This window comes from Inquilinus sp. (assembly GCF_039594555.1).
In the GTDB taxonomy this organism is placed as follows: domain Bacteria; phylum Pseudomonadota; class Alphaproteobacteria; order DSM-16000; family Inquilinaceae; genus Inquilinus.
In genome coordinates this window covers 1-16,303 of record NZ_JBCNNF010000134.1, presented here as the reverse complement: position 1 = coordinate 16,303, position 16,303 = coordinate 1, and the positions used below count along the sequence as shown (strand labels likewise).

Below are 16,303 nucleotides of genomic sequence, written 5' to 3'. Positions count from 1 at the left end.
GCCAGATCGCCGCCTGCGATCAGGCGGCGTGGCGGTGGCCGTCGGCCGGGAAGTGCCGCTCATGGCTGCCCCAGCCCAGCTCCGCCGGCTGGCAGCCCTCGCCGACGAAGCCGTCGATCGACCAGGTGTTGACGAACTCGCCCGGCTTCTTCGGGAAACGGGCCACCTGGGTGTCGCGCTCGGCGACATGGATCACCTTCACGCCCAGCGTCTTCGCCAGGCCGGCCCAGCCGGCGCGGTCGGCCGGCACCGGCGGCTCGTAGCCGGTCGCGGCAGCGATGTTCAGCAACGCGCGCTTGGTGAAATGCGACACCAGGCCCGGGTTGGCGCCGTGGGTCAGCACCGCAGTCGGCGCGCCCGGGTTGCGGCCCAGCGCCAGCGCGGCCTCGCGCAGCGCATAGTTCGACCGGTCGGCCGGGCCGAGATTCGGGTCGGTGTAGCCGCCCAGCCAGGGCTCGATGCAGGTGTCGATGTAGAGCGCCCCGCGCTGGCGCGCCAGCTCGATCAGCGCCACCGAGGAGACGTCGACCGAGAGGTTCACCAGGGCGTCACCCGGGCCGAGCAGCGGTTCGAGAAGCGTCCGATAATTGCTGCGCGTGACCGGTTCATGGATGAAGCGGACGCCGTAGAGCTCCGCCTCCTTCTGGCCTCTCGTCTCGGCGGTCACGATGGTGACGCGGTCGGAGGTCAGGGTCAGGTGCCGCAGCAGCAGCGGCAGCACGCCCTGGCCGATCGAGCCGAAACCGACCATGAGAATGCGGCCGGTGAAGGGTGTGCGCGCAGATTGGGTCATTTACAGGGACACTCCTCGAGTGTGTTGCGTGCAGGATCGCTCCGTCAGGTGGGCAGATCGTCGGTAGAGTGGGCGTAGATATGAAAAAAGCGCCGGGGTCACCAGCGCTTTTTTTTGACGTTTATGACAGCGCTGCTTGGATCAGCCGGCCCGTTCCAGCATCAGCTTCTTGATCTCGCCGATGGCCTTCGCCGGATTCAGGCCCTTCGGGCAGGTCTTGGTGCAGTTCATGATGGTGTGGCAGCGATAGAGGCGGAAAGGGTCCTCCAGCGCGTCCAGCCGTTCGCCGGTCATCTCGTCCCGGCTGTCGGCGATCCAGCGATAGGCCTGCAGCAGCACCGCGGGGCCGAGATACTTGTCGCCGTTCCACCAGTAGCTCGGGCAGCTGGTCGAGCAGCAGAAGCACAGGATGCACTCGTAGAGGCCGTCCAGCTTCTCGCGCTCCTCCGGGCTCTGCCGGCGCTCGCGGTCGGGCGGCGGCGGGCTCTCCGCCTGCAGCCAGGGCTTGATCGACGCGTATTGCGCGTAGATGTGGGTCAGCTCCGGCACCAGGTCCTTCACCACCGGCATGTGCGGCAGCGGGTAGATCTTGACGTCGCCCTGCACCTCCTCGATCGGCTTGAGGCAGGCGAGCGTGTTGGTGCCGTCGATGTTCATCGCGCAGGACCCGCAGATGCCCTCGCGGCAGGAGCGCCGGAAGGTCAGGGTCGAGTCGATGTCGTTCTTGATGTGGATGATGGCGTCCAGGACCATCGGCCCGCAGCGCGCGAGGTCGATCTCATAGGTGTCCAGGCGCGGGTTCTCGCCCGTATCCGGGTCCCAGCGATAGATCTTGAAGGTCCGCGGCTTCTTGATATCGCCGGAGACCCGCACGGTCTTGCCGGGCTGGACCTTGGAATTGCGGGGCAGGGTGAATTCGGCCATGTCGTCCTCAGTACACCCGCGCCTTCGGCGGGAAGCTCTGGACCTCGTTGGTCATCGGCTGGAGATGGACCGGGCGGTAGTCGATGCGTGTCTTGCCGGCCTCGTCGATCCAGGCGACGCTGTGCTTCATCCAGTCCACATCGTTGCGGTCCGGGAAGTCCTCGCGGGCATGGGCGCCGCGGCTCTCCTCGCGGACGACGCCGGAGCGGATGGTGGTCACGGCGTTGATCATCAGGTTCTCGAGCTCCAGCGTCTCCACCAGGTCCGAGTTCCAGATCAGCGACTTGTCGGCGACGCCCAGGCCCTTCTGCTTGTCCCAGGTGGCGTCCATCTTCTCGCAGCCCTCGGCCATGGTCTGGCCGGTGCGGAAGACGGCGGCGTCGTTCTGCATCGTCCGCTGCATCTCCAGCCGCAGATCGGCGGTGCGCACCTCCTGCTTGGCATGGCGCACACGGTCCAGCCGGGACAGCGCGAACTGTCCGGCATCGGCCGGCACCGGCTTGTGCGTCTGGCCGGGCTTGATCAATTCGGCGCAGCGGATGGCGGCGGCGCGGCCGAACACGACGAGGTCGAGCAGTGAGTTCGACCCCAGCCGGTTGGCGCCGTGCACCGAGACGCAGGCGGCCTCGCCGATCGCCATCAGCCCCGGCACCACGCGGTTCGGGTCGTCCGCGGTCGGGTTCACCACCTCGCAATGCACGTTGGTCGGCACGCCGCCCATGTTGTAGTGCACCGTCGGCAGGACCGGGATCGGCTCCTTGGTCACGTCGACGCCGGCGAAGATCTTGGCGCTCTCGGCGATGCCGGGCAGGCGGTGGTGGATGATGTCGGCGTCGAGATGCTCGACATGCAGGTGGATGTGGTCCTTGTTCGGGCCGACGCCGCGGCCCTCGCGGATCTCGATCGTCATCGACCGGCTGACAACGTCGCGCGACGCCAGATCCTTGGCCGAGGGGGCGTAGCGCTCCATGAAGCGCTCGCCCTCGCTGTTGGTCAGGTACCCGCCCTCGCCGCGCACGCCCTCGGTGATCAGGCAGCCGGCGCCGTAGATGCCGGTCGGGTGGAACTGCACGAACTCCATGTCCTGCAGCGGCAGGCCGGCGCGGGCCGCCATGGCGCCGCCGTCGCCGGTGCAGGTGTGGGCCGAGGTGCAGGAGAAATAGGCGCGGCCGTAGCCGCCGGTCGCCAGCACGGTCTGGTGGCCGAAGAAGCGGTGAATGGTGCCGTCGTCCAGGTTCCAGGCGACGACGCCGCGGCAGGCGCCTTCCTCGTCCATGATCAGGTCGATGGCGAAGTACTCGACGAAGAACTCCGCCTCGTGCTTCAGCGCCTGCTGGTACAGGGTGTGCAGCATGGCGTGGCCGGTGCGGTCGGCCGCGGCGCAGGTGCGGTAGGCGCGGCCCTTGCCGTATTCGGTGGTCATGCCGCCGAAGGCGCGCTGGTAGATCTTGCCCTCCTCCGTGCGGCTGAAGGGCATGCCGTAATGCTCGAGCTCGATGATCGCCGGGATCGCCTCGCGGCACATGTACTCGATCGCGTCCTGGTCGCCGAGCCAGTCGGAGCCCTTGACGGTGTCGTACATGTGCCAGCGCCAGTCGTCCGGCCCCATGTTGCCGAGCGCGGCGGAGACGCCGCCCTGGGCCGCGACGGTGTGGCTGCGGGTCGGGAAGACCTTGGTGATGCAGGCGGTCTTCAGCCCCTTCTCGGCCATGCCGAAGGTGGCGCGCAGGCCGGCGCCGCCGCCACCCACCACGACGACGTCGTGGAAGTGATCGATGAAGGTGTAGGAGGCGGGCATCGGGTTATCCCAGCATGGCGATCTTGAGGACGGAGACGGTCATCGCCGCCGCCAGGAACAGGGCCACGCCCTTGGTCGCCAGGTCGGCGATCAGCTTGGTGTGGTGGCCGTGGATATAGTCCTCATAGACCTCGGTCAGGCCGTTGGCCGCGTGGTGCAGGCCGATAGCGATGAACAGGATGAACAGCGCAGCGTTCACCGGATGGCCCAGCCAGGCCCGGATCTCCGGCAGCGGCGAGCCGAGATGGGCGATCACCGAGATCACGAACCAGATCGTCAGCGGGATCAGCGCCAGCGCGGTGACGCGCAGGCCGCGCCAATGGGCGAAGCCGGACTTGGCGGAGCCGAGGCCGCGGGCATGGGCCAGCGGGGTGCGGAGGGAGGCGTTCTTGCTGCTCATCACCACACCACCAGGCCGATGATCCAGGCCAGCACGGTCAGCACCGCGGTGGCGATCAGCACGGCGTAGCCGGTCTTCTCCATGGTCGGCAGGTCGTAGCCCCAGCCGGCGTCCCAGGCCAGGTGCCGGATGCCGGCGCAGAGGTGGTAGAACAGCGACGCCGTCCAGCCGAGCAGCATCAGGAGACCCAGCCAGGAGCCGATGAACCACTGCGCCGCCGCGAAGGCCTCGGGGCCGGCGGCCGCCGCGATCACCCACCAGGCCAGCAGCAGGGTGCCGACGGACAGGGCGATGCCGGTGGCGCGATGGAAGATCGACAGCGCGCTCGAGATCTGCGGACGATAGATCTGCAGGTGGGGCGAGAGAGGCCTCGGCCGTTTCTGAGGAACTGCCTCGGAGGCGGACATGCGGATTTTCTCCGATGCGCAATTGGGCATCAGGCGCGGGCGCGGCCTGTCGCGATCGAGCCTGAAAGGGTCGTCAGTGACTTACGCGCCGCACTGCAGCAAGTCAACGAACAGGCCAATAGTTTCAAGCAGATGAGAGCCATTCGCAACTAGGGCGAGGCGGGGCGATCCCTATGCGCCGCCGCGCTCGGCGATGGCGCGGTGCAGGGCCAATACCCGCTCCGCATCGCTGACATGCAGCGCCTCGACCAGCCGGCCGTCGACCACGGTGACGCCCTGGCCGGCCTGCACGGCCGCGGCATGGGCGGCGATCACCCGCAACGCGGTCTCCACCGTTTCGGCCGACGGTGCGAAGGCGGCGTTGACGGCGGCGATGGTCTTCGGGTGGATCAGCGACTTGCCGTCGAAGCCCAGCGCCGCGCCCTGACGGCACGATTCGGCGAAGCCGGCCTCGTCCTCGAGGTTGAGATGGACGCCGTCGATCACGGCGAGGCCATGGGCGCGGCCGGCCAGCAGGCACAGCCCCAACGCGGTCAGCAGCGGCTGCCGCCCCGGCTCATGTGCCGCCCGCAGATCCTTGGCCAGGTCCGAGGTGCCGAGGATCAGCCCGGCGAGCCGGGCGGACGATCCGGCGATTGCGGCAGAGTTCAGCACGCCGAGCGGCGTCTCGACCATGCACCACAGGGCCAGACTCTCCGGCGCGCCGGCCTGGCGCAGTGCGGCCTCGGCCGCCTTGACCGTCTCCGGCCGCTCGACCTTGGACAGGACGATGCCGTCGGCGCCGCTGCCGGCCAGGGCGGCCAGGTCGTCGGCGCCCCAGGGCGTGTCGGCGGCGTTGGCGCGCACCAGCACCTCGCGCGGCCCCCAGCCGCCGGCGCTGGCGGCGGCCACGACCCGCTCCCGCGCGGCGACCTTGGCGTCCGGCGCGACCGCATCCTCCAGGTCCAGGATCAGCCCGTCGGCATCGAGAGTGCGCGCCTTGTCCAGCGCACGCGGATTCGAGCCGGGGACGTAGAGCACCGAGCGGCGGGGGCGGACGGTCATGGCACCTCACTACCAAAAGGGTTCCGGATCGTCAGGCCCTCGATCGCCTGACCGCCCTGCATGTCCTCGGAATAGAGAATCCGGCACTGCGCCCGCAGTGCTGTTGCGATGATCGACGCGTCGTAGATGTGATAGCCGTAGCGGTCCGCGATACGCAGTGCCGCCTCGTGGACCTCGACCGTCACCGGCTCGACGGGTCCGCAAAGGGCCCGGATGGCAGAGACCGCCTCGGCGATCTCGTCCCAGGACAGGCCGACCTTGCGGCGGGCGACCGCCGCGAACTCGTTCAGCACCTGCACGCTTATCACGCCGCCCGCGGCCAGCAGCGCCTCGGCGGCCGCGGTCCGCGGGTCGTCGCGGGCGATGGCGTAAAGCAGGATGTTGGTGTCGAGGAAGGCCTCAGCGCTCATTCGCTTCGTCGCGGTCGAAGCGGAAGCCGGGGGGCAGGGGGCGGCGCAGTTCGCGCAGCCGGTCCAGCGCCTGCTGCCGGCTGTGGTCGCGCTCGACCAGGAAGGCGCGATCGGCCACAATGCGGATCTCGATCTCGTCGCCTTCCTTCAGGTCCAGCGCCTCGACGACGGTCGAAGGCAGCCGCACCGCCAGGCTGTTGCCCCATTTCGCCACGCGCATGGCATCACCATGATATACGTTGTTACCTGTATATCATAAGAGGCGGCCGCAGACCACAACGCAGCGTGAATCGCGGCCGTGACCGCCGTCACATCCGATTCACGCAGGCCGGCGTAGATCTTCCCTTGGGCCGAGAGCCCGAGGAAAGGACCATGTTGCTCCGCACCATCATCTGGGTTTACGGCGTTCTCCTGCTGGTCGGCTTTTACATGGGCTCGCAGCCCCTTTGAGCCTCAGGCCGACCCGGCCTTCCCGCGATCGAGGTAGAAGCGCAGCAGCGCGATCGAGCTGTCGTCGTCCCATTCGGCCGCGCCCTCCTGCCGGCCGACCACGGTGCCGTCGCGGTCGATCAGCAGCGTCGTCGGCAGGCCGCGGGCGGCGAACTGCGCCGGGGACCGGCCGCCGGGGTCGAGATAGGCCGGCAGGGCCGCGATCCTGTGGGCGTCGAAGAAGGGCTGCACCTTGGCCAGTCCCTCGCGGTCGATCGACAGCGCCAGCACCGTGAAGTCGGCGCCGCCCAGCTTCGCCTGCAGCCGGTCCAGCGCCGGCATCTCCTTGACGCAGGGGGCGCACCAGGTCGCCCACAGGTTGACCAGCACGACCTTGCCCTTGAAGTCGGCGAGACGAAGGGTGTTGCCCGCGGCGTCGGAGAAGGTAATCTCCGGGGCCGGCTCAGGCCGGTCGGCCAGGACGAAGCTGGCGACGGTGCCGCCCAAAGGCGGCCGGCCCTCCGGGGCACGTAGCGTCCACCAGGCCGCGCCCGCCGCAAGCAGCACCAGGCCGGCCACGCCCGCGGCGATCGTTGCTCTCTTCCTCATCCGGTCCGCACCCCATGTCCGATCCGACCCAGCCTGCCACCCCCGTCGTGCCCGATAAAGGGACCAATCCGATGTGGGGCGGCCGTTTCGCCGGCGGGCCGGCCGCGATCATGGAGCGGATCAACGCCTCGATCGGCTTCGACCGCAAGCTCTGGGCGCAGGACATCGCCGGGTCGCGCGCTCATGTCGCAATGCTCGCCGCGCAAGGCATCGTGTCCGCCGAGGACGCCGCCGCGATCGACCGCGGCCTGGAGCAGATTGCCGGCGAGATCGCCGAGGGCCGGTTCGAGTTCAAGACCGCGCTCGAGGACATCCACTTCAATGTGGAGTCGCGGCTGACCGAGATCATCGGCCCGACCGCAGGCCGCCTGCACACGGCGCGCAGCCGCAACGACCAGGTGGCGACCGATTTCCGCCTGTGGGTGCGCGACGCCTTCGACCGGCTGGAGCAGGGGCTCAAGGCGCTGCAGGCGGCGCTGATCGCCCAGGCCGAGCAGCATGTCGACACCATCCTGCCGGGCTTCACCCATCTGCAGGTGGCGCAGCCGGTCACCTTCGGCCATCACCTGCTGGCCTATGTCGAGATGCTGGGCCGCGACCGCAGCCGCGTCGCCGACGCCCGCGCCCGCGCCAATGAATGCCCGCTCGGCGCCGCCGCGCTGGCCGGCACGCCCTACCCGATCGACCGGCACGCGACCGCCAAGGCCCTCGGCTTCGACCGGCCGACCGCCAATTCGCTCGACAGCGTCTCCGACCGCGACTTCGCGCTCGACTACCTCGCCACCGCCGGCATCTGCGCCATGCACCTGTCGCGGCTGGCGGAGGAGATCGTGTTCTGGTCGACGCCGCAGTTCCGCTTCGTGCGCCTGTCCGACGGCTTCTCCACCGGCTCCTCGATCATGCCGCAGAAGCGCAACCCGGACGCGGCGGAGCTGGTGCGCGGCAAGACCGGCCGGGTGTTCGGCAGCCTCGGCGCCCTCCTGACGGTGATGAAGGGCCTGCCCCTGACCTACCAGAAGGACATGCAGGAGGATAAGGAGCCGGTCTTCGACGCCGACGACACGCTGATGCTGTGCCTGGCCGCCATGACCGGCATGGTCGAGAGCTGGATCGTCAATGCCGAGGCGATGCGCCGGGCCACCGAGGCCGGCTTCCCGACCGCGACCGACCTGGCCGACTGGCTGGTGCGGCAGCTGGGCGTGCCGTTCCGCGAGGCGCACCACATCACCGGCCATCTGGTGAAGCTGGCCGAAGACAAGGGCTGCCGCCTGTCCGACCTGCCGCTGGCGGAGATGCAGGCGGTCCATCCCGGCATCACCGACGCCGTCTATGCCGTGCTGACCGCCGAAGCCTCGGTCGCCAGCCGGAAGAGCTATGGCGGCACCGCGCCCGACCGGGTGCGCGAGGCCGTCCAGGCCGCAAAGGAGCGTTTCCTGTGATCCTGCGTATCCTCCTCGCCGTCACCCTCGCCTTCGGCCTTGTCGCCTGCGGCAAGAAGGCGGCGTCCGTCAGCGCGCCCGATCCCAAGACCTCGGCCTATCCGCGGAGCTATCCGAGCTCATGACCGCCTTCGCCTACAAGAACGGCTCTCTCTTCGCGGAGGATGTCGACCTCGCCGCCGTGGCGGCGCAGGTCGGCACGCCGGCCTATGTCTATTCGACCGCCGCGCTGGTCGCGAATTACCGCGCCTATGTCGACGCGTTGGCCGGGCTGCCGATCGATGTCTGCTTCGCCGCCAAGGCGAACTCCAACCTGGCGGTGCTGCGCACGCTGGCGCAGCAGGGGGCCGGCATCGACGTGGTCTCGACCGGCGAGATGAAGCGGGCGCTGGCCGCCGGCTGCCCGCCGGAGCGCATCGTCTTCTCCGGCGTCGGCAAGACCGCGGAGGATCTGGAGGCGGCGCTGCTGGCCGGCATCCACCAGATCAATGTCGAATCGCTGCAGGAGCTCGAACTGCTGTCGCAGGTGGCGGTGCGGGTTCGGCGCGACGCGGTCGTCGCCTTCCGGGTGAACCCGGATGTCGACGCCAAGACCCACACCAAGATCTCGACCGGCCGCAAGGGCGACAAGTTCGGCATCGAGCTCGAGGACGCGGCCGCGGCCTATGAGCGGGCGCGGGCGCTGCCGGGCGTCCGCCCGGTCGGCATCGCCGCCCATATCGGCAGCCAGCTGCTCGACCTGTCGCCCTACCGCGACGCCTATCGCCGCCTGGCCGAGCTGGTGCGCGAGCTGCGCGCCGCCGGCCATGTGGTCGAACGGCTGGACCTCGGCGGCGGCATCGGCATCTCCTACAAGGGCGATCCGGCCCCGGCGCTGGCCGACTATGCCCGCATCGTGCGCGAGACGGTGGGCGACCTCGGCTGCCATCTGATGTGCGAGCCGGGCCGGTCGATCTGCGGCGATGCCGGCGTCCTATTGTCGCGGGTGATCTTCATCAAGCCGGGCCGGACGCGGAACTTCGTGATCCTCGACGCGGCGATGAACGACCTGATCCGGCCGGCGATGTACGAGGCCTGGCACGGCATCGTGCCGCTGCGCCAGCCGGCGGAAGGCGCGGCCGAGGCCGAGTTCGACGTGGTCGGCCCGGTCTGCGAGAGCAGCGACACCTTCGCCAAGGGCCGGCTGCTGCCGCCGCTGGCCGCCGGCGACCTCGTCGCCTTCACCGGCGCGGGGGCGTACGGGGCCGTGATGGCGTCGACCTACAACACCCGGCCGCTGGTGCCGGAGGTGCTGGTCGACAAAGATCGGTTTGCACTCGTCAGAAAACGGCCCACATTTGAGGAGATGGTCGCCGGGGAGAGCCTGCCGCCCTGGCTCGACTGAGAAAGGCGTAGGAGGAGAGGTGGCCCGCAGCCCCACGGAGGCCCCGGGGACGACCGAGCCGACCGAGCCGCGCGTCAAGATCGCGCTGGCATGGTTGTCCGCGGCCTGGGAGGCGGCATGGCGCGCCGCCTGGCCCGTCGCCACCGTGCTCGGCGCTTTCCTCGTCCTCGCCGGCTTCGACCTGCTGCCCGACCTGCCGGGCTGGCTGCACGCCTTGATCCTGGTCGCCTTCGCCGCGGCGCTCGCCCTGGCCAGCCGGCCGCTGTGGCGGCTGCGCCTACCCGACGGCCTCGCGGCGCGGCGCCGGCTGGAGCGTGACAGCGGCGTCGAGCACCGGCCGCTGACCGGCCTGCGCGACACCCAGGCCACCGGCACCGCCGACCCGCTCAGCCGCGTGCTGTGGCAGCGCCACCTAGCCCAGCGCGCCGCCCAGCTTCGGCTGCTCAAGCCTCGCCTGCCGCGGCCGCGCAACGCCGAATCCGACCGCTTCGCCCTGCGCGGCCTCGTCGTGATCGGGCTGGTGCTGGCCGTGGTCGCCGCCGGCGACGACTGGCGGGGCCGGATCGGCCGCGCCCTGTCGCCCAGCCTGTTCGGCGCCGCCGCCGCCACCGCGCCGCGGCTCGACCTGTTCGTCACCCCGCCGGCCTATACCGGCCGGCCGCCGATCTACCTCACCGCCGGCCAGGTGGCCGCGCCCGGGGCGGGCCAGCCGGCGCCGGGGCCGGTCGAGATCCCGACCGGCAGCGCCCTGGTCGGCCGCGTCGCCGGCGGCGACGAGGCCCCGACCCTGCGCCTGGCCGGCAGCGACACTGCCTTCGCCCCGATCGAGGGGGGCAATTACGAGCTCCAGGCCAAGATCACCGGCGGCGACCGGCTCAGCGTCAGCCAGGACGGCACCACTTTGGGCGACTGGGAGGTCAAGGTGCTGCCCGACGCACCGCCGACCGTCTCCTTCACCGACAAGCCGAAGCCGACCGAGCGCCAGGCGCTGCGGATCGACGCCACGGCCGGCGACGATTACGGCATCGCCACGCTGACCGCGACCCTGACCCTGGCGCCGGGCGCGCCGGCGGTGCTGGACCCGGCGCCGATGACTATTCCGCTGTCGGTGCCGGGGCGCTGGCCGAAGGAGCTGAAGACCACCAGCTACCAGGACCTGACGCCACATGCCTGGGCCGGGCAGGCGGTCGACATCGTACTGACCGCGACCGACGCGGCCGGGCAGAGCACCAAGAGCGCGCCGGAGCGGGTGGCGCTGCCGGAGCGCGAGTTCCACCACCCGGTGGCCCGCGCCATCATCGAGCAGCGCCGCACCCTGACGCTGCAGCCGGACCAGTCCGAGACCGTGGCCGAGACGCTCGACATGCTGTCGCAGCGGCCGGACCGCTACTATGACGACAAGGTGGTGTTCCTGGCGCTGCGCACCGCGGCGCGGCGGCTGTTCTTCGCCCAGGACCCGAAGCCGCATGTCGCGGCGCTGCGCGACTTGCTGTGGGACACCGCATTGCGCATCGAGGACGGCGACATGTCGCTGGCCGAGCGGTCGCTGCGCGACGCCCAGCAGCGCCTGGCCGACGCGCTGGAGCGCAACGCCAGCGACGAGGAGATCAAGCAGCTGACCGACGAACTGCGCCGGGCGATGGACCGCTACCTGCAGGCAATGGCCGAGCAGATGCAGCAGAAGATGCAGCGCGGCGAGATGGCCGAGACGCCGATCCCGCCGGACGCGCAGATCATGGACCAGAAGCAGTTCCAGGACATGATCGACAAGATGCAGCAGCTGTCGGAATCCGGCGCCAAGGACCAGGCGCGGCAGCTTCTGTCCCAGATGCAGAACATGATGGAAAACATGCGCATGGGGCAGATGAGCCAGCAGCAGGCCGAGGCCCAGCAGAAGGCCATGAACCTGCTGAAGGACCTGCAGAAGCTGACCAACGCCCAGCGCCAGCTGCTGGATCAGACCTATCGCCAGCAGCAAGCCCAGCAGGGCGAGGAGGGCGATTCCTCGCAGCAGCCGCAGGACGGCACGCCGGAGCAGAACGCCCAGACCCAGGAGGCGCTGCGCCGCGCCCTGGGCGAAATGATGCGCGAGCTGGGCGACATGGGCGGCGACATCCCGATGCCGCTGGGCCGGGCCGAGCGGGCGATGAAGCAGTCGGGCGAGGCCCTGGCCCAGGGCGACCCCAGCGGCGCCGTGCCGTCGCAGACCGAGGCGCTGGACCAGCTGCAGCAGGGGCTGCAGGGGCTGGCGCAGCAGATGATGGAGAACATGGCCCTGCAGCCGGGCATGACCGGCCAGCCGCAGATGGGCCGCCCGTCAGCGAACCGCGATCCGTTGGGCCGTGAGTTCGACAAGCCCGACGGCCAGGGGGCTGCCGATTCGACGGGCGACACCAAGGTGCCGACCCAGTTCGACACCGAGCGCGCCCGCGCCATCCTCGACGAGCTGCGCCAGCGCCTCAATGGCCGCTCGTCTTCGCCGCTGGAGCGGGATTATATACAGAGGCTGCTGCGCCAGTTCTGAGCGCGGCCCGGATTCCGGCAGGACGAGGACCACCCGTGACGGCGATCACGCTCGAGACGATCCGCGCCGCGCGCGCCCGCATTGCCCCCCATGTGCTGCGCACCCCGACCCTGCCGCGCGAGCTGCTGGGCAGCCTGCTGGGCCGGCCGGTGGTGGCGAAGCTGGAGCTGCTGCAGCATGGCGGCTCGTTCAAGGCGCGCGGCGCGTTCAACGCCATGCTCAGCCTGGGCGAGGCGGAGCGGGCGGCCGGGGTGGTCGCGGTCTCCGGCGGCAACCACGCGCTCGGCGTCGCCTATGCCGCCCGGGTGCTGGGGCTGGACGCGACGCTGATCATGCCGACGGCGACGCCGGAAAACTACGTCGCCGGCACCCGCGCCGAGGGGGCGCAGGTGGTGCTGGTGGCCGACATCGCCGCCGCCTTCGCGGAGGCCGAGCGCCAGGCCGCCGTCGGCCGCACCCTGATCCACCCCTTCGACGACCCGCGGGTGATCTCCGGCCAGGGCACGATGGGGCTGGAGCTCCTGGAGGACGCGCCGGACACCACCGACATCATCGCCTCGATCGGCGGCGGCGGCATGATCTCCGGCGTCATCACCGCGGTGAAGGCGCAGCGGCCGGACATCCGGATCTGGGGCGTCGAGACCGAGGGCGCCGACGCCATGAGCCAGGCGCTGGCCGCCGGCAAGCCGGTGCGCCTGCCGGCCGTCACCTCGATCTCCACCACCCTCGGCGCGCCCTCGGTGTCGGAGCGCACGCTGGCCATCGTCCGCGACGCGGTGGAGGAGGTGCTGGTGGTGCCGGACGCCGAGGCGGTGCGCGGCGTGCAGGTGCTGGCCGAGCAGGCCAAGGTGGTGACCGAGCCCGCCGCCGGCTGCACCTGGGCCGCGGCGCTGCGGCTGAAGGACCGGCTGCCGGCCGATGCGCGGGTGGCGCTGATCCTGTGCGGCGGCAACGTCTCCCTGGCCGATATCGAGCGCTGGCGGGCGCGGTTCGGGATCAGCTGAGCGCGGCACTCGGGATCGTGGTCGTCATCCCGGGCGCGGCGCAGCACGCAGTGATGCGCTGCAGACCCGGGATCTCTTCGACGACCGAGCCGGGATCCCGTGTCTGCGCAGCAGCGCTTCGCGCCGCAGCGCGCACGGGATGACGATCAATTCATAGAGGAAGTCCTACGGCGCACTGTTCGTCTGCGCGCCGATCTCCAGCCGGGTGGCGGCGTCGGGCACGGTCTCGACCGTCGCCGCCACCAGCACCGACTGGTCCGGCGCCAGCCGCTCGGCGGTCACCACCAGCGGCATGCGCGCCACCACGGTGCGGCTGGCGTCCAGCAGGCGCACCTCGATCGGCGGCACCGGGCGGGTCACCAGCGCCCGGTTCTCGACCCGGCCGGTGACCACCACCTGCTCGACCCCGCTGGTGGCGACGCGCCGCACCTCCAGGTCCTGCAGCACCAGGCCGCGGCCCAGCGCGCCGGTCTGCAGCGGTTCGGCCACCGGCACGCCGATGGTGTCGTAGAGGCGGATCGCCGGCGGCCAGAAGCGGACGATCGAGTCGCGCGCGAAATAGCCCACCCCGGCCAAGCCGCCGATCAGCAGCACCGCCAGCGCCACGCCAACCGCCGGCCCTTCGCGCCGGCGCGGCCGGATCACCACCGGCAGGTTTGTGATGTGCCCCGCGGCGGATGGGGGAGGGGGAGCCGCCTGCGTGCCCGCCGGCCCGACCAGCACCGGCTGCGGTTCGGCCGGGGCCGCCGCCGTCACCGGCTCGACCGCCGATTCGCGCCACAGATGGCCGCAGCGGGCGCATTTGACGCGCCGGCCGTCGGGGCCGATCGCCGCCGGATCGACGAGGTAACGGGTCGAACAGCTGGGGCAGGTGACGATCATGGCGCCTTATCGCACGACGCCTTGCCGCTGCCTATATCATCCGAGGCAATTTTGTGAATGGCGCGAAGGAGTTGCGGAAGGCGGCCGCGGGAAATCGCTCCGGGGCCGTGACGCCGCCGCATAAACTTGTCACGATCCGCCCCTTTCCCGTCCGGGCGCCGTGACCGCGGCCGCGGCGCAACAGCAGTCTGTGCATGTCGATCACCGTCGATCCTCCCCCGAAGCCCAAGCGCTGGCGCCGCCGCCTGCGCCGGCTGCTGCTGCTGGCCGTCGTGCTGGCCGGGGCCTGGGCGCTGGGGCTGGCCTGGTTCGTGGCCCAGGCCGGGCGCGGCGGCGAGGTCGACCCCGACCACACCGACGCCATCGTCGTGCTGACCGGCGGCAGCGAGCGGCTGCGCGCCGGCTTCGACCTGCTGGCCCGCGGCGCGGCCGAGCGACTGCTGGTCAGCGGCGTGCACCGCGACGTGAAGTTGGAGGAGCTGTTCGCCCTGTCGCCGACCGACGATTCGCTGCGCTGCTGCGTCGATCTCGGCTACGCCGCCGCCGACACCCTCGGCAACGCGCAGGAGGCGGCGGACTGGATGCGGGCGCACGGCTTCCGCAGCCTGCGCCTCGTCACCTCGAACTACCACATGCCGCGCAGCATGCTGGAGTTCCGCGCCGCGATGCCGGAGATCGAGATCCGGCGCCAGCCGGTGGATCCGGAGACGGTGCATCTCGACCGCTGGTGGGCCTGGCCCGGCACGGCGCGGCTGATCGTCTCCGAATACAACAAATTCCTGGTAGCGCTGGCGCGCGTCACCCTTCGCAGGATATGAGGGCGTCATGATCATCCTGCGCTCGGCCCTCTACACCCTGCTGTTCTATGGTTGGACCACGGTGTGCTGCTTCGCGCTGCTGCCGTCGATGCTGCTGTCGCACCGCACGATGATGGCCTGGATCTCCGTCTGGCTGCGGGTGACGTACTGGCTGGAGAAGACCATCCTCGGCATCGACTACCGGGTGGTCGGGCGCGAGAACCTGCCGGACGGTGCCTGCATCGTCGCCGCCAAGCACCAGTCGGCCTGGGAGACGCTGAAGCTGCACCTGCTGCTGTCCGACCCGGCGATCGTGCTGAAGTCGGAGCTGCTGAAGGTGCCGGTCTGGGGCAAGTACCTGCTGAAGACCGGCATGATCCCGGTCGACCGCGGCGCCGGCAGCCGGGCGATCCGCAGCATGATCGAACACGCCAAGGTGCGTGTGGCGGAAGGCCGGCCGATCGCGATCTTCCCGCAGGGCACCCGCACCGCGCCGGGCACCTGGCGGCCCTACCGTATCGGCGTCGGCGCGCTCTATGAGGGGCTGGGTGTGCCGGTGGTACCGATGGCGCTGAACTCCGGCGTGTTCTGGGGCCGCCGCGCCTTCCGCAAGCGCCCCGGCACGATCACGGTCGAGTTCCTGCCGCCGATCCCGCCCGGCCTGCCGCGCGATGAGATGATGCGCCGGCTGGAGGAGGAGCTGGAGACGGCGTCCGAGCGCCTGTCGGTCGCCGCCGGCGGGCCGCCGACGGTGCGCCCGGCCAAGGCCACGGCGATGGTCTGAGCACCGGTTGCGAAGGCTCCGCCTCCTTCTGCTCATCGCTGCGGTCGCCGGCCTGTCGCTGCTGGCGACGGCTCTGGTGCTGCGCCTGCCCGGCGCCGTCACCCTGATCGGCAATGCCGACGTGCTGTACCTGCCGGCGCTGTTCGACGACCTGCATCGCGGCCTCGACGCGTTGCGCGGCTGGCACCTGACGCCCGGCCCCTATGTCCTCCCGGACATGGCGGTCTACGGCCTGACCGACCTGGCGACCGGCGATTTCCGCCAGGCCCTGCCGCTGGCGGCGGCGCTCCAGCTTGCCCTCCTGCTGCTGCTCGGCGGCGCCGTGCACCGCGCCGCGGGCGGCCGTTCCGCCGCCATGGCCGTCACCGCCTTCGCCTTCTGCCTGACACTGCTCTTCGGCTTCGGCTGCGGCCTCGCCGGCGACTATGCGCTGAACTGGCTGGTCTATCCCTTCGTCGTCACCTTCCATTTCGGCGCCATCCTGGTCGCGGTCGCCGTGCTGCTGCTGGTGCTGCGCCAGCTCGACCGGCCGGGCCGCTGGCCACTGGCAGGGCTGGCCGCATTGATCCTGGCCGGGGTGCTGTCGGACAGCTTCGTCCTGCCCTATGCCGCAGCACCGGCCCTGGCGCTGGCGCTGCTCTGCGCCCTGGCCCCGCGGGTCCGCGGTGCCAGGGC

17 protein-coding genes and 1 pseudogene are annotated in these 16,303 nt (G+C 70.6%); 8 read left to right on the top strand and 10 right to left on the bottom strand.

Features of this window, described 5'->3' with window-relative positions; translation table 11 throughout:
* Nucleotides 1-28: 28 nt before the first annotated feature.
* From ABDW35_RS16065 to ABDW35_RS16025, 9 genes and pseudogenes are all read right to left on the bottom strand, one after another.
* Nucleotides 29-793, bottom strand: a pseudogene (locus ABDW35_RS16065) (saccharopine dehydrogenase NADP-binding domain-containing protein); the annotation flags it as partial.
* Nucleotides 794-934: 141 nt separating this feature from the next.
* Entirely contained in the window at nt 935-1,717 is a 783-nt protein-coding gene (locus ABDW35_RS16060) for a succinate dehydrogenase iron-sulfur subunit (RefSeq protein ID WP_343714888.1), read from the bottom strand.
* Nucleotides 1,718-1,724: 7 nt separating this feature from the next.
* On the bottom strand, nt 1,725-3,515 hold the full coding sequence (gene sdhA, locus ABDW35_RS16055) for a succinate dehydrogenase flavoprotein subunit (protein ID WP_343714887.1): 1,791 nt from the start codon (nt 3,513-3,515) through the stop codon (nt 1,725-1,727).
* Nucleotides 3,516-3,519: 4 nt separating this feature from the next.
* The gene (gene sdhD, locus ABDW35_RS16050; RefSeq protein WP_343714886.1) at nt 3,520-3,915 is read right to left on the bottom strand and encodes a succinate dehydrogenase, hydrophobic membrane anchor protein; all 396 of its coding nucleotides are present in this window, start codon (nt 3,913-3,915) and stop codon (nt 3,520-3,522) included.
* Nucleotides 3,915-4,322, bottom strand: a complete 408-nt coding sequence (gene sdhC / locus ABDW35_RS16045) for a succinate dehydrogenase, cytochrome b556 subunit (protein WP_343714885.1) — start codon at nt 4,320-4,322, stop codon at nt 3,915-3,917. Before sdhC ends, sdhD begins: the two co-directional genes overlap by 1 nt.
* A gap of 171 nt (nt 4,323-4,493) precedes the next feature.
* Nucleotides 4,494-5,366, bottom strand: a complete 873-nt coding sequence (locus ABDW35_RS16040) for a CoA ester lyase (protein ID WP_343714884.1) — start codon at nt 5,364-5,366, stop codon at nt 4,494-4,496.
* The gene (locus tag ABDW35_RS16035) at nt 5,363-5,776 is read right to left on the bottom strand and encodes a PIN domain-containing protein (protein ID WP_343714883.1); all 414 of its coding nucleotides are present in this window, start codon (nt 5,774-5,776) and stop codon (nt 5,363-5,365) included. Before ABDW35_RS16035 ends, ABDW35_RS16040 begins: the two co-directional genes overlap by 4 nt.
* Nucleotides 5,766-5,996, bottom strand: coding sequence for an AbrB/MazE/SpoVT family DNA-binding domain-containing protein (locus tag ABDW35_RS16030; RefSeq protein WP_343714882.1), 231 nt, complete (start codon nt 5,994-5,996; stop codon nt 5,766-5,768). Before ABDW35_RS16030 ends, ABDW35_RS16035 begins: the two co-directional genes overlap by 11 nt.
* 233 nt (nt 5,997-6,229) lie before the next feature.
* Entirely contained in the window at nt 6,230-6,814 is a 585-nt protein-coding gene (locus ABDW35_RS16025) for a TlpA disulfide reductase family protein (protein WP_343714881.1), read from the bottom strand.
* Nucleotides 6,815-6,828: 14 nt separating this feature from the next.
* Between ABDW35_RS16025 and argH the strand changes: the two genes are divergently transcribed.
* From argH to ABDW35_RS16000, 5 genes are read left to right on the top strand one after another with little or no spacing between them, the layout of a single operon-like run.
* Nucleotides 6,829-8,253, top strand: coding sequence for an argininosuccinate lyase (gene argH, locus ABDW35_RS16020; protein ID WP_343714880.1), 1,425 nt, complete (start codon nt 6,829-6,831; stop codon nt 8,251-8,253).
* Nucleotides 8,250-8,378, top strand: a complete 129-nt coding sequence (locus ABDW35_RS16015; protein WP_343714879.1) for a hypothetical protein — start codon at nt 8,250-8,252, stop codon at nt 8,376-8,378. The genes argH and ABDW35_RS16015 overlap by 4 nt, the downstream gene beginning before the upstream one ends.
* Nucleotides 8,375-9,637 carry a diaminopimelate decarboxylase gene (lysA, locus tag ABDW35_RS16010; protein WP_343714878.1) on the top strand — a complete coding sequence of 421 codons (1,263 nt, stop codon included), beginning with the start codon at nt 8,375-8,377 and terminating at the stop codon, nt 9,635-9,637. Before ABDW35_RS16015 ends, lysA begins: the two co-directional genes overlap by 4 nt.
* Nucleotides 9,638-9,656: 19 nt before the next feature.
* Complete coding sequence (locus ABDW35_RS16005; RefSeq protein ID WP_343714877.1) at nt 9,657-12,161, top strand: TIGR02302 family protein; 2,505 nt, start codon at nt 9,657-9,659, stop codon at nt 12,159-12,161.
* Between the two features lie 35 nt (nt 12,162-12,196).
* Nucleotides 12,197-13,165 (top strand): threonine/serine dehydratase, encoded by a 969-nt coding sequence (locus tag ABDW35_RS16000; protein ID WP_343714876.1) that lies wholly within the window; start codon nt 12,197-12,199, stop codon nt 13,163-13,165.
* Nucleotides 13,166-13,330: 165 nt separating this feature from the next.
* Here the strand turns inward: ABDW35_RS16000 and ABDW35_RS15995 are convergent, their stop codons facing one another.
* Nucleotides 13,331-14,047 carry a DUF3426 domain-containing protein gene (locus ABDW35_RS15995; protein WP_343714875.1) on the bottom strand — a complete coding sequence of 239 codons (717 nt, stop codon included), beginning with the start codon at nt 14,045-14,047 and terminating at the stop codon, nt 13,331-13,333.
* A 194-nt stretch (nt 14,048-14,241) separates the two neighbouring features.
* Between ABDW35_RS15995 and ABDW35_RS15990 the strand changes: the two genes are divergently transcribed.
* The 3 genes from ABDW35_RS15990 to ABDW35_RS15980 form a co-directional block, all read left to right on the top strand.
* The gene (locus ABDW35_RS15990; RefSeq protein WP_343714874.1) at nt 14,242-14,865 is read left to right on the top strand and encodes a YdcF family protein; all 624 of its coding nucleotides are present in this window, start codon (nt 14,242-14,244) and stop codon (nt 14,863-14,865) included.
* Between the two features lie 7 nt (nt 14,866-14,872).
* A complete protein-coding gene (locus tag ABDW35_RS15985) occupies nt 14,873-15,628 on the top strand; it encodes a lysophospholipid acyltransferase family protein (RefSeq protein ID WP_343714873.1) in 756 nt (251 codons plus the stop codon).
* 7 nt (nt 15,629-15,635) lie between these two features.
* Nucleotides 15,636-16,303: hypothetical protein (locus ABDW35_RS15980; protein ID WP_343714872.1), on the top strand; the 668-nt coding region annotated here is incomplete at its 3' end.

What these genes read in the sequence shown, in the direction of transcription:
- ABDW35_RS16060 (WP_343714888.1), bottom strand. Translation starts at nt 1,717, where the DNA reads ATGGCCGAATTCACCCTGCCCCGCAATTCCAAGGTCCAGCCCGGCAAG.
- sdhA (WP_343714887.1), bottom strand. Translation starts at nt 3,515, where the DNA reads ATGCCCGCCTCCTACACCTTCATCGATCACTTCCACGACGTCGTCGTG.
- sdhD (WP_343714886.1), bottom strand. Translation starts at nt 3,915, where the DNA reads ATGAGCAGCAAGAACGCCTCCCTCCGCACCCCGCTGGCCCATGCCCGC.
- sdhC (WP_343714885.1), bottom strand. Translation starts at nt 4,322, where the DNA reads ATGTCCGCCTCCGAGGCAGTTCCTCAGAAACGGCCGAGGCCTCTCTCG.
- ABDW35_RS16040 (WP_343714884.1), bottom strand. Translation starts at nt 5,366, where the DNA reads ATGACCGTCCGCCCCCGCCGCTCGGTGCTCTACGTCCCCGGCTCGAAT.
- ABDW35_RS16035 (WP_343714883.1), bottom strand. Translation starts at nt 5,776, where the DNA reads ATGAGCGCTGAGGCCTTCCTCGACACCAACATCCTGCTTTACGCCATC.
- ABDW35_RS16030 (WP_343714882.1), bottom strand. Translation starts at nt 5,996, where the DNA reads ATGCGCGTGGCGAAATGGGGCAACAGCCTGGCGGTGCGGCTGCCTTCG.
- ABDW35_RS16025 (WP_343714881.1), bottom strand. Translation starts at nt 6,814, where the DNA reads ATGAGGAAGAGAGCAACGATCGCCGCGGGCGTGGCCGGCCTGGTGCTG.
- argH (WP_343714880.1), top strand. Translation starts at nt 6,829, where the DNA reads ATGTCCGATCCGACCCAGCCTGCCACCCCCGTCGTGCCCGATAAAGGG.
- lysA (WP_343714878.1), top strand. Translation starts at nt 8,375, where the DNA reads ATGACCGCCTTCGCCTACAAGAACGGCTCTCTCTTCGCGGAGGATGTC.
- ABDW35_RS15995 (WP_343714875.1), bottom strand. Translation starts at nt 14,047, where the DNA reads ATGATCGTCACCTGCCCCAGCTGTTCGACCCGTTACCTCGTCGATCCG.
- ABDW35_RS15990 (WP_343714874.1), top strand. Translation starts at nt 14,242, where the DNA reads ATGTCGATCACCGTCGATCCTCCCCCGAAGCCCAAGCGCTGGCGCCGC.
- ABDW35_RS15985 (WP_343714873.1), top strand. Translation starts at nt 14,873, where the DNA reads ATGATCATCCTGCGCTCGGCCCTCTACACCCTGCTGTTCTATGGTTGG.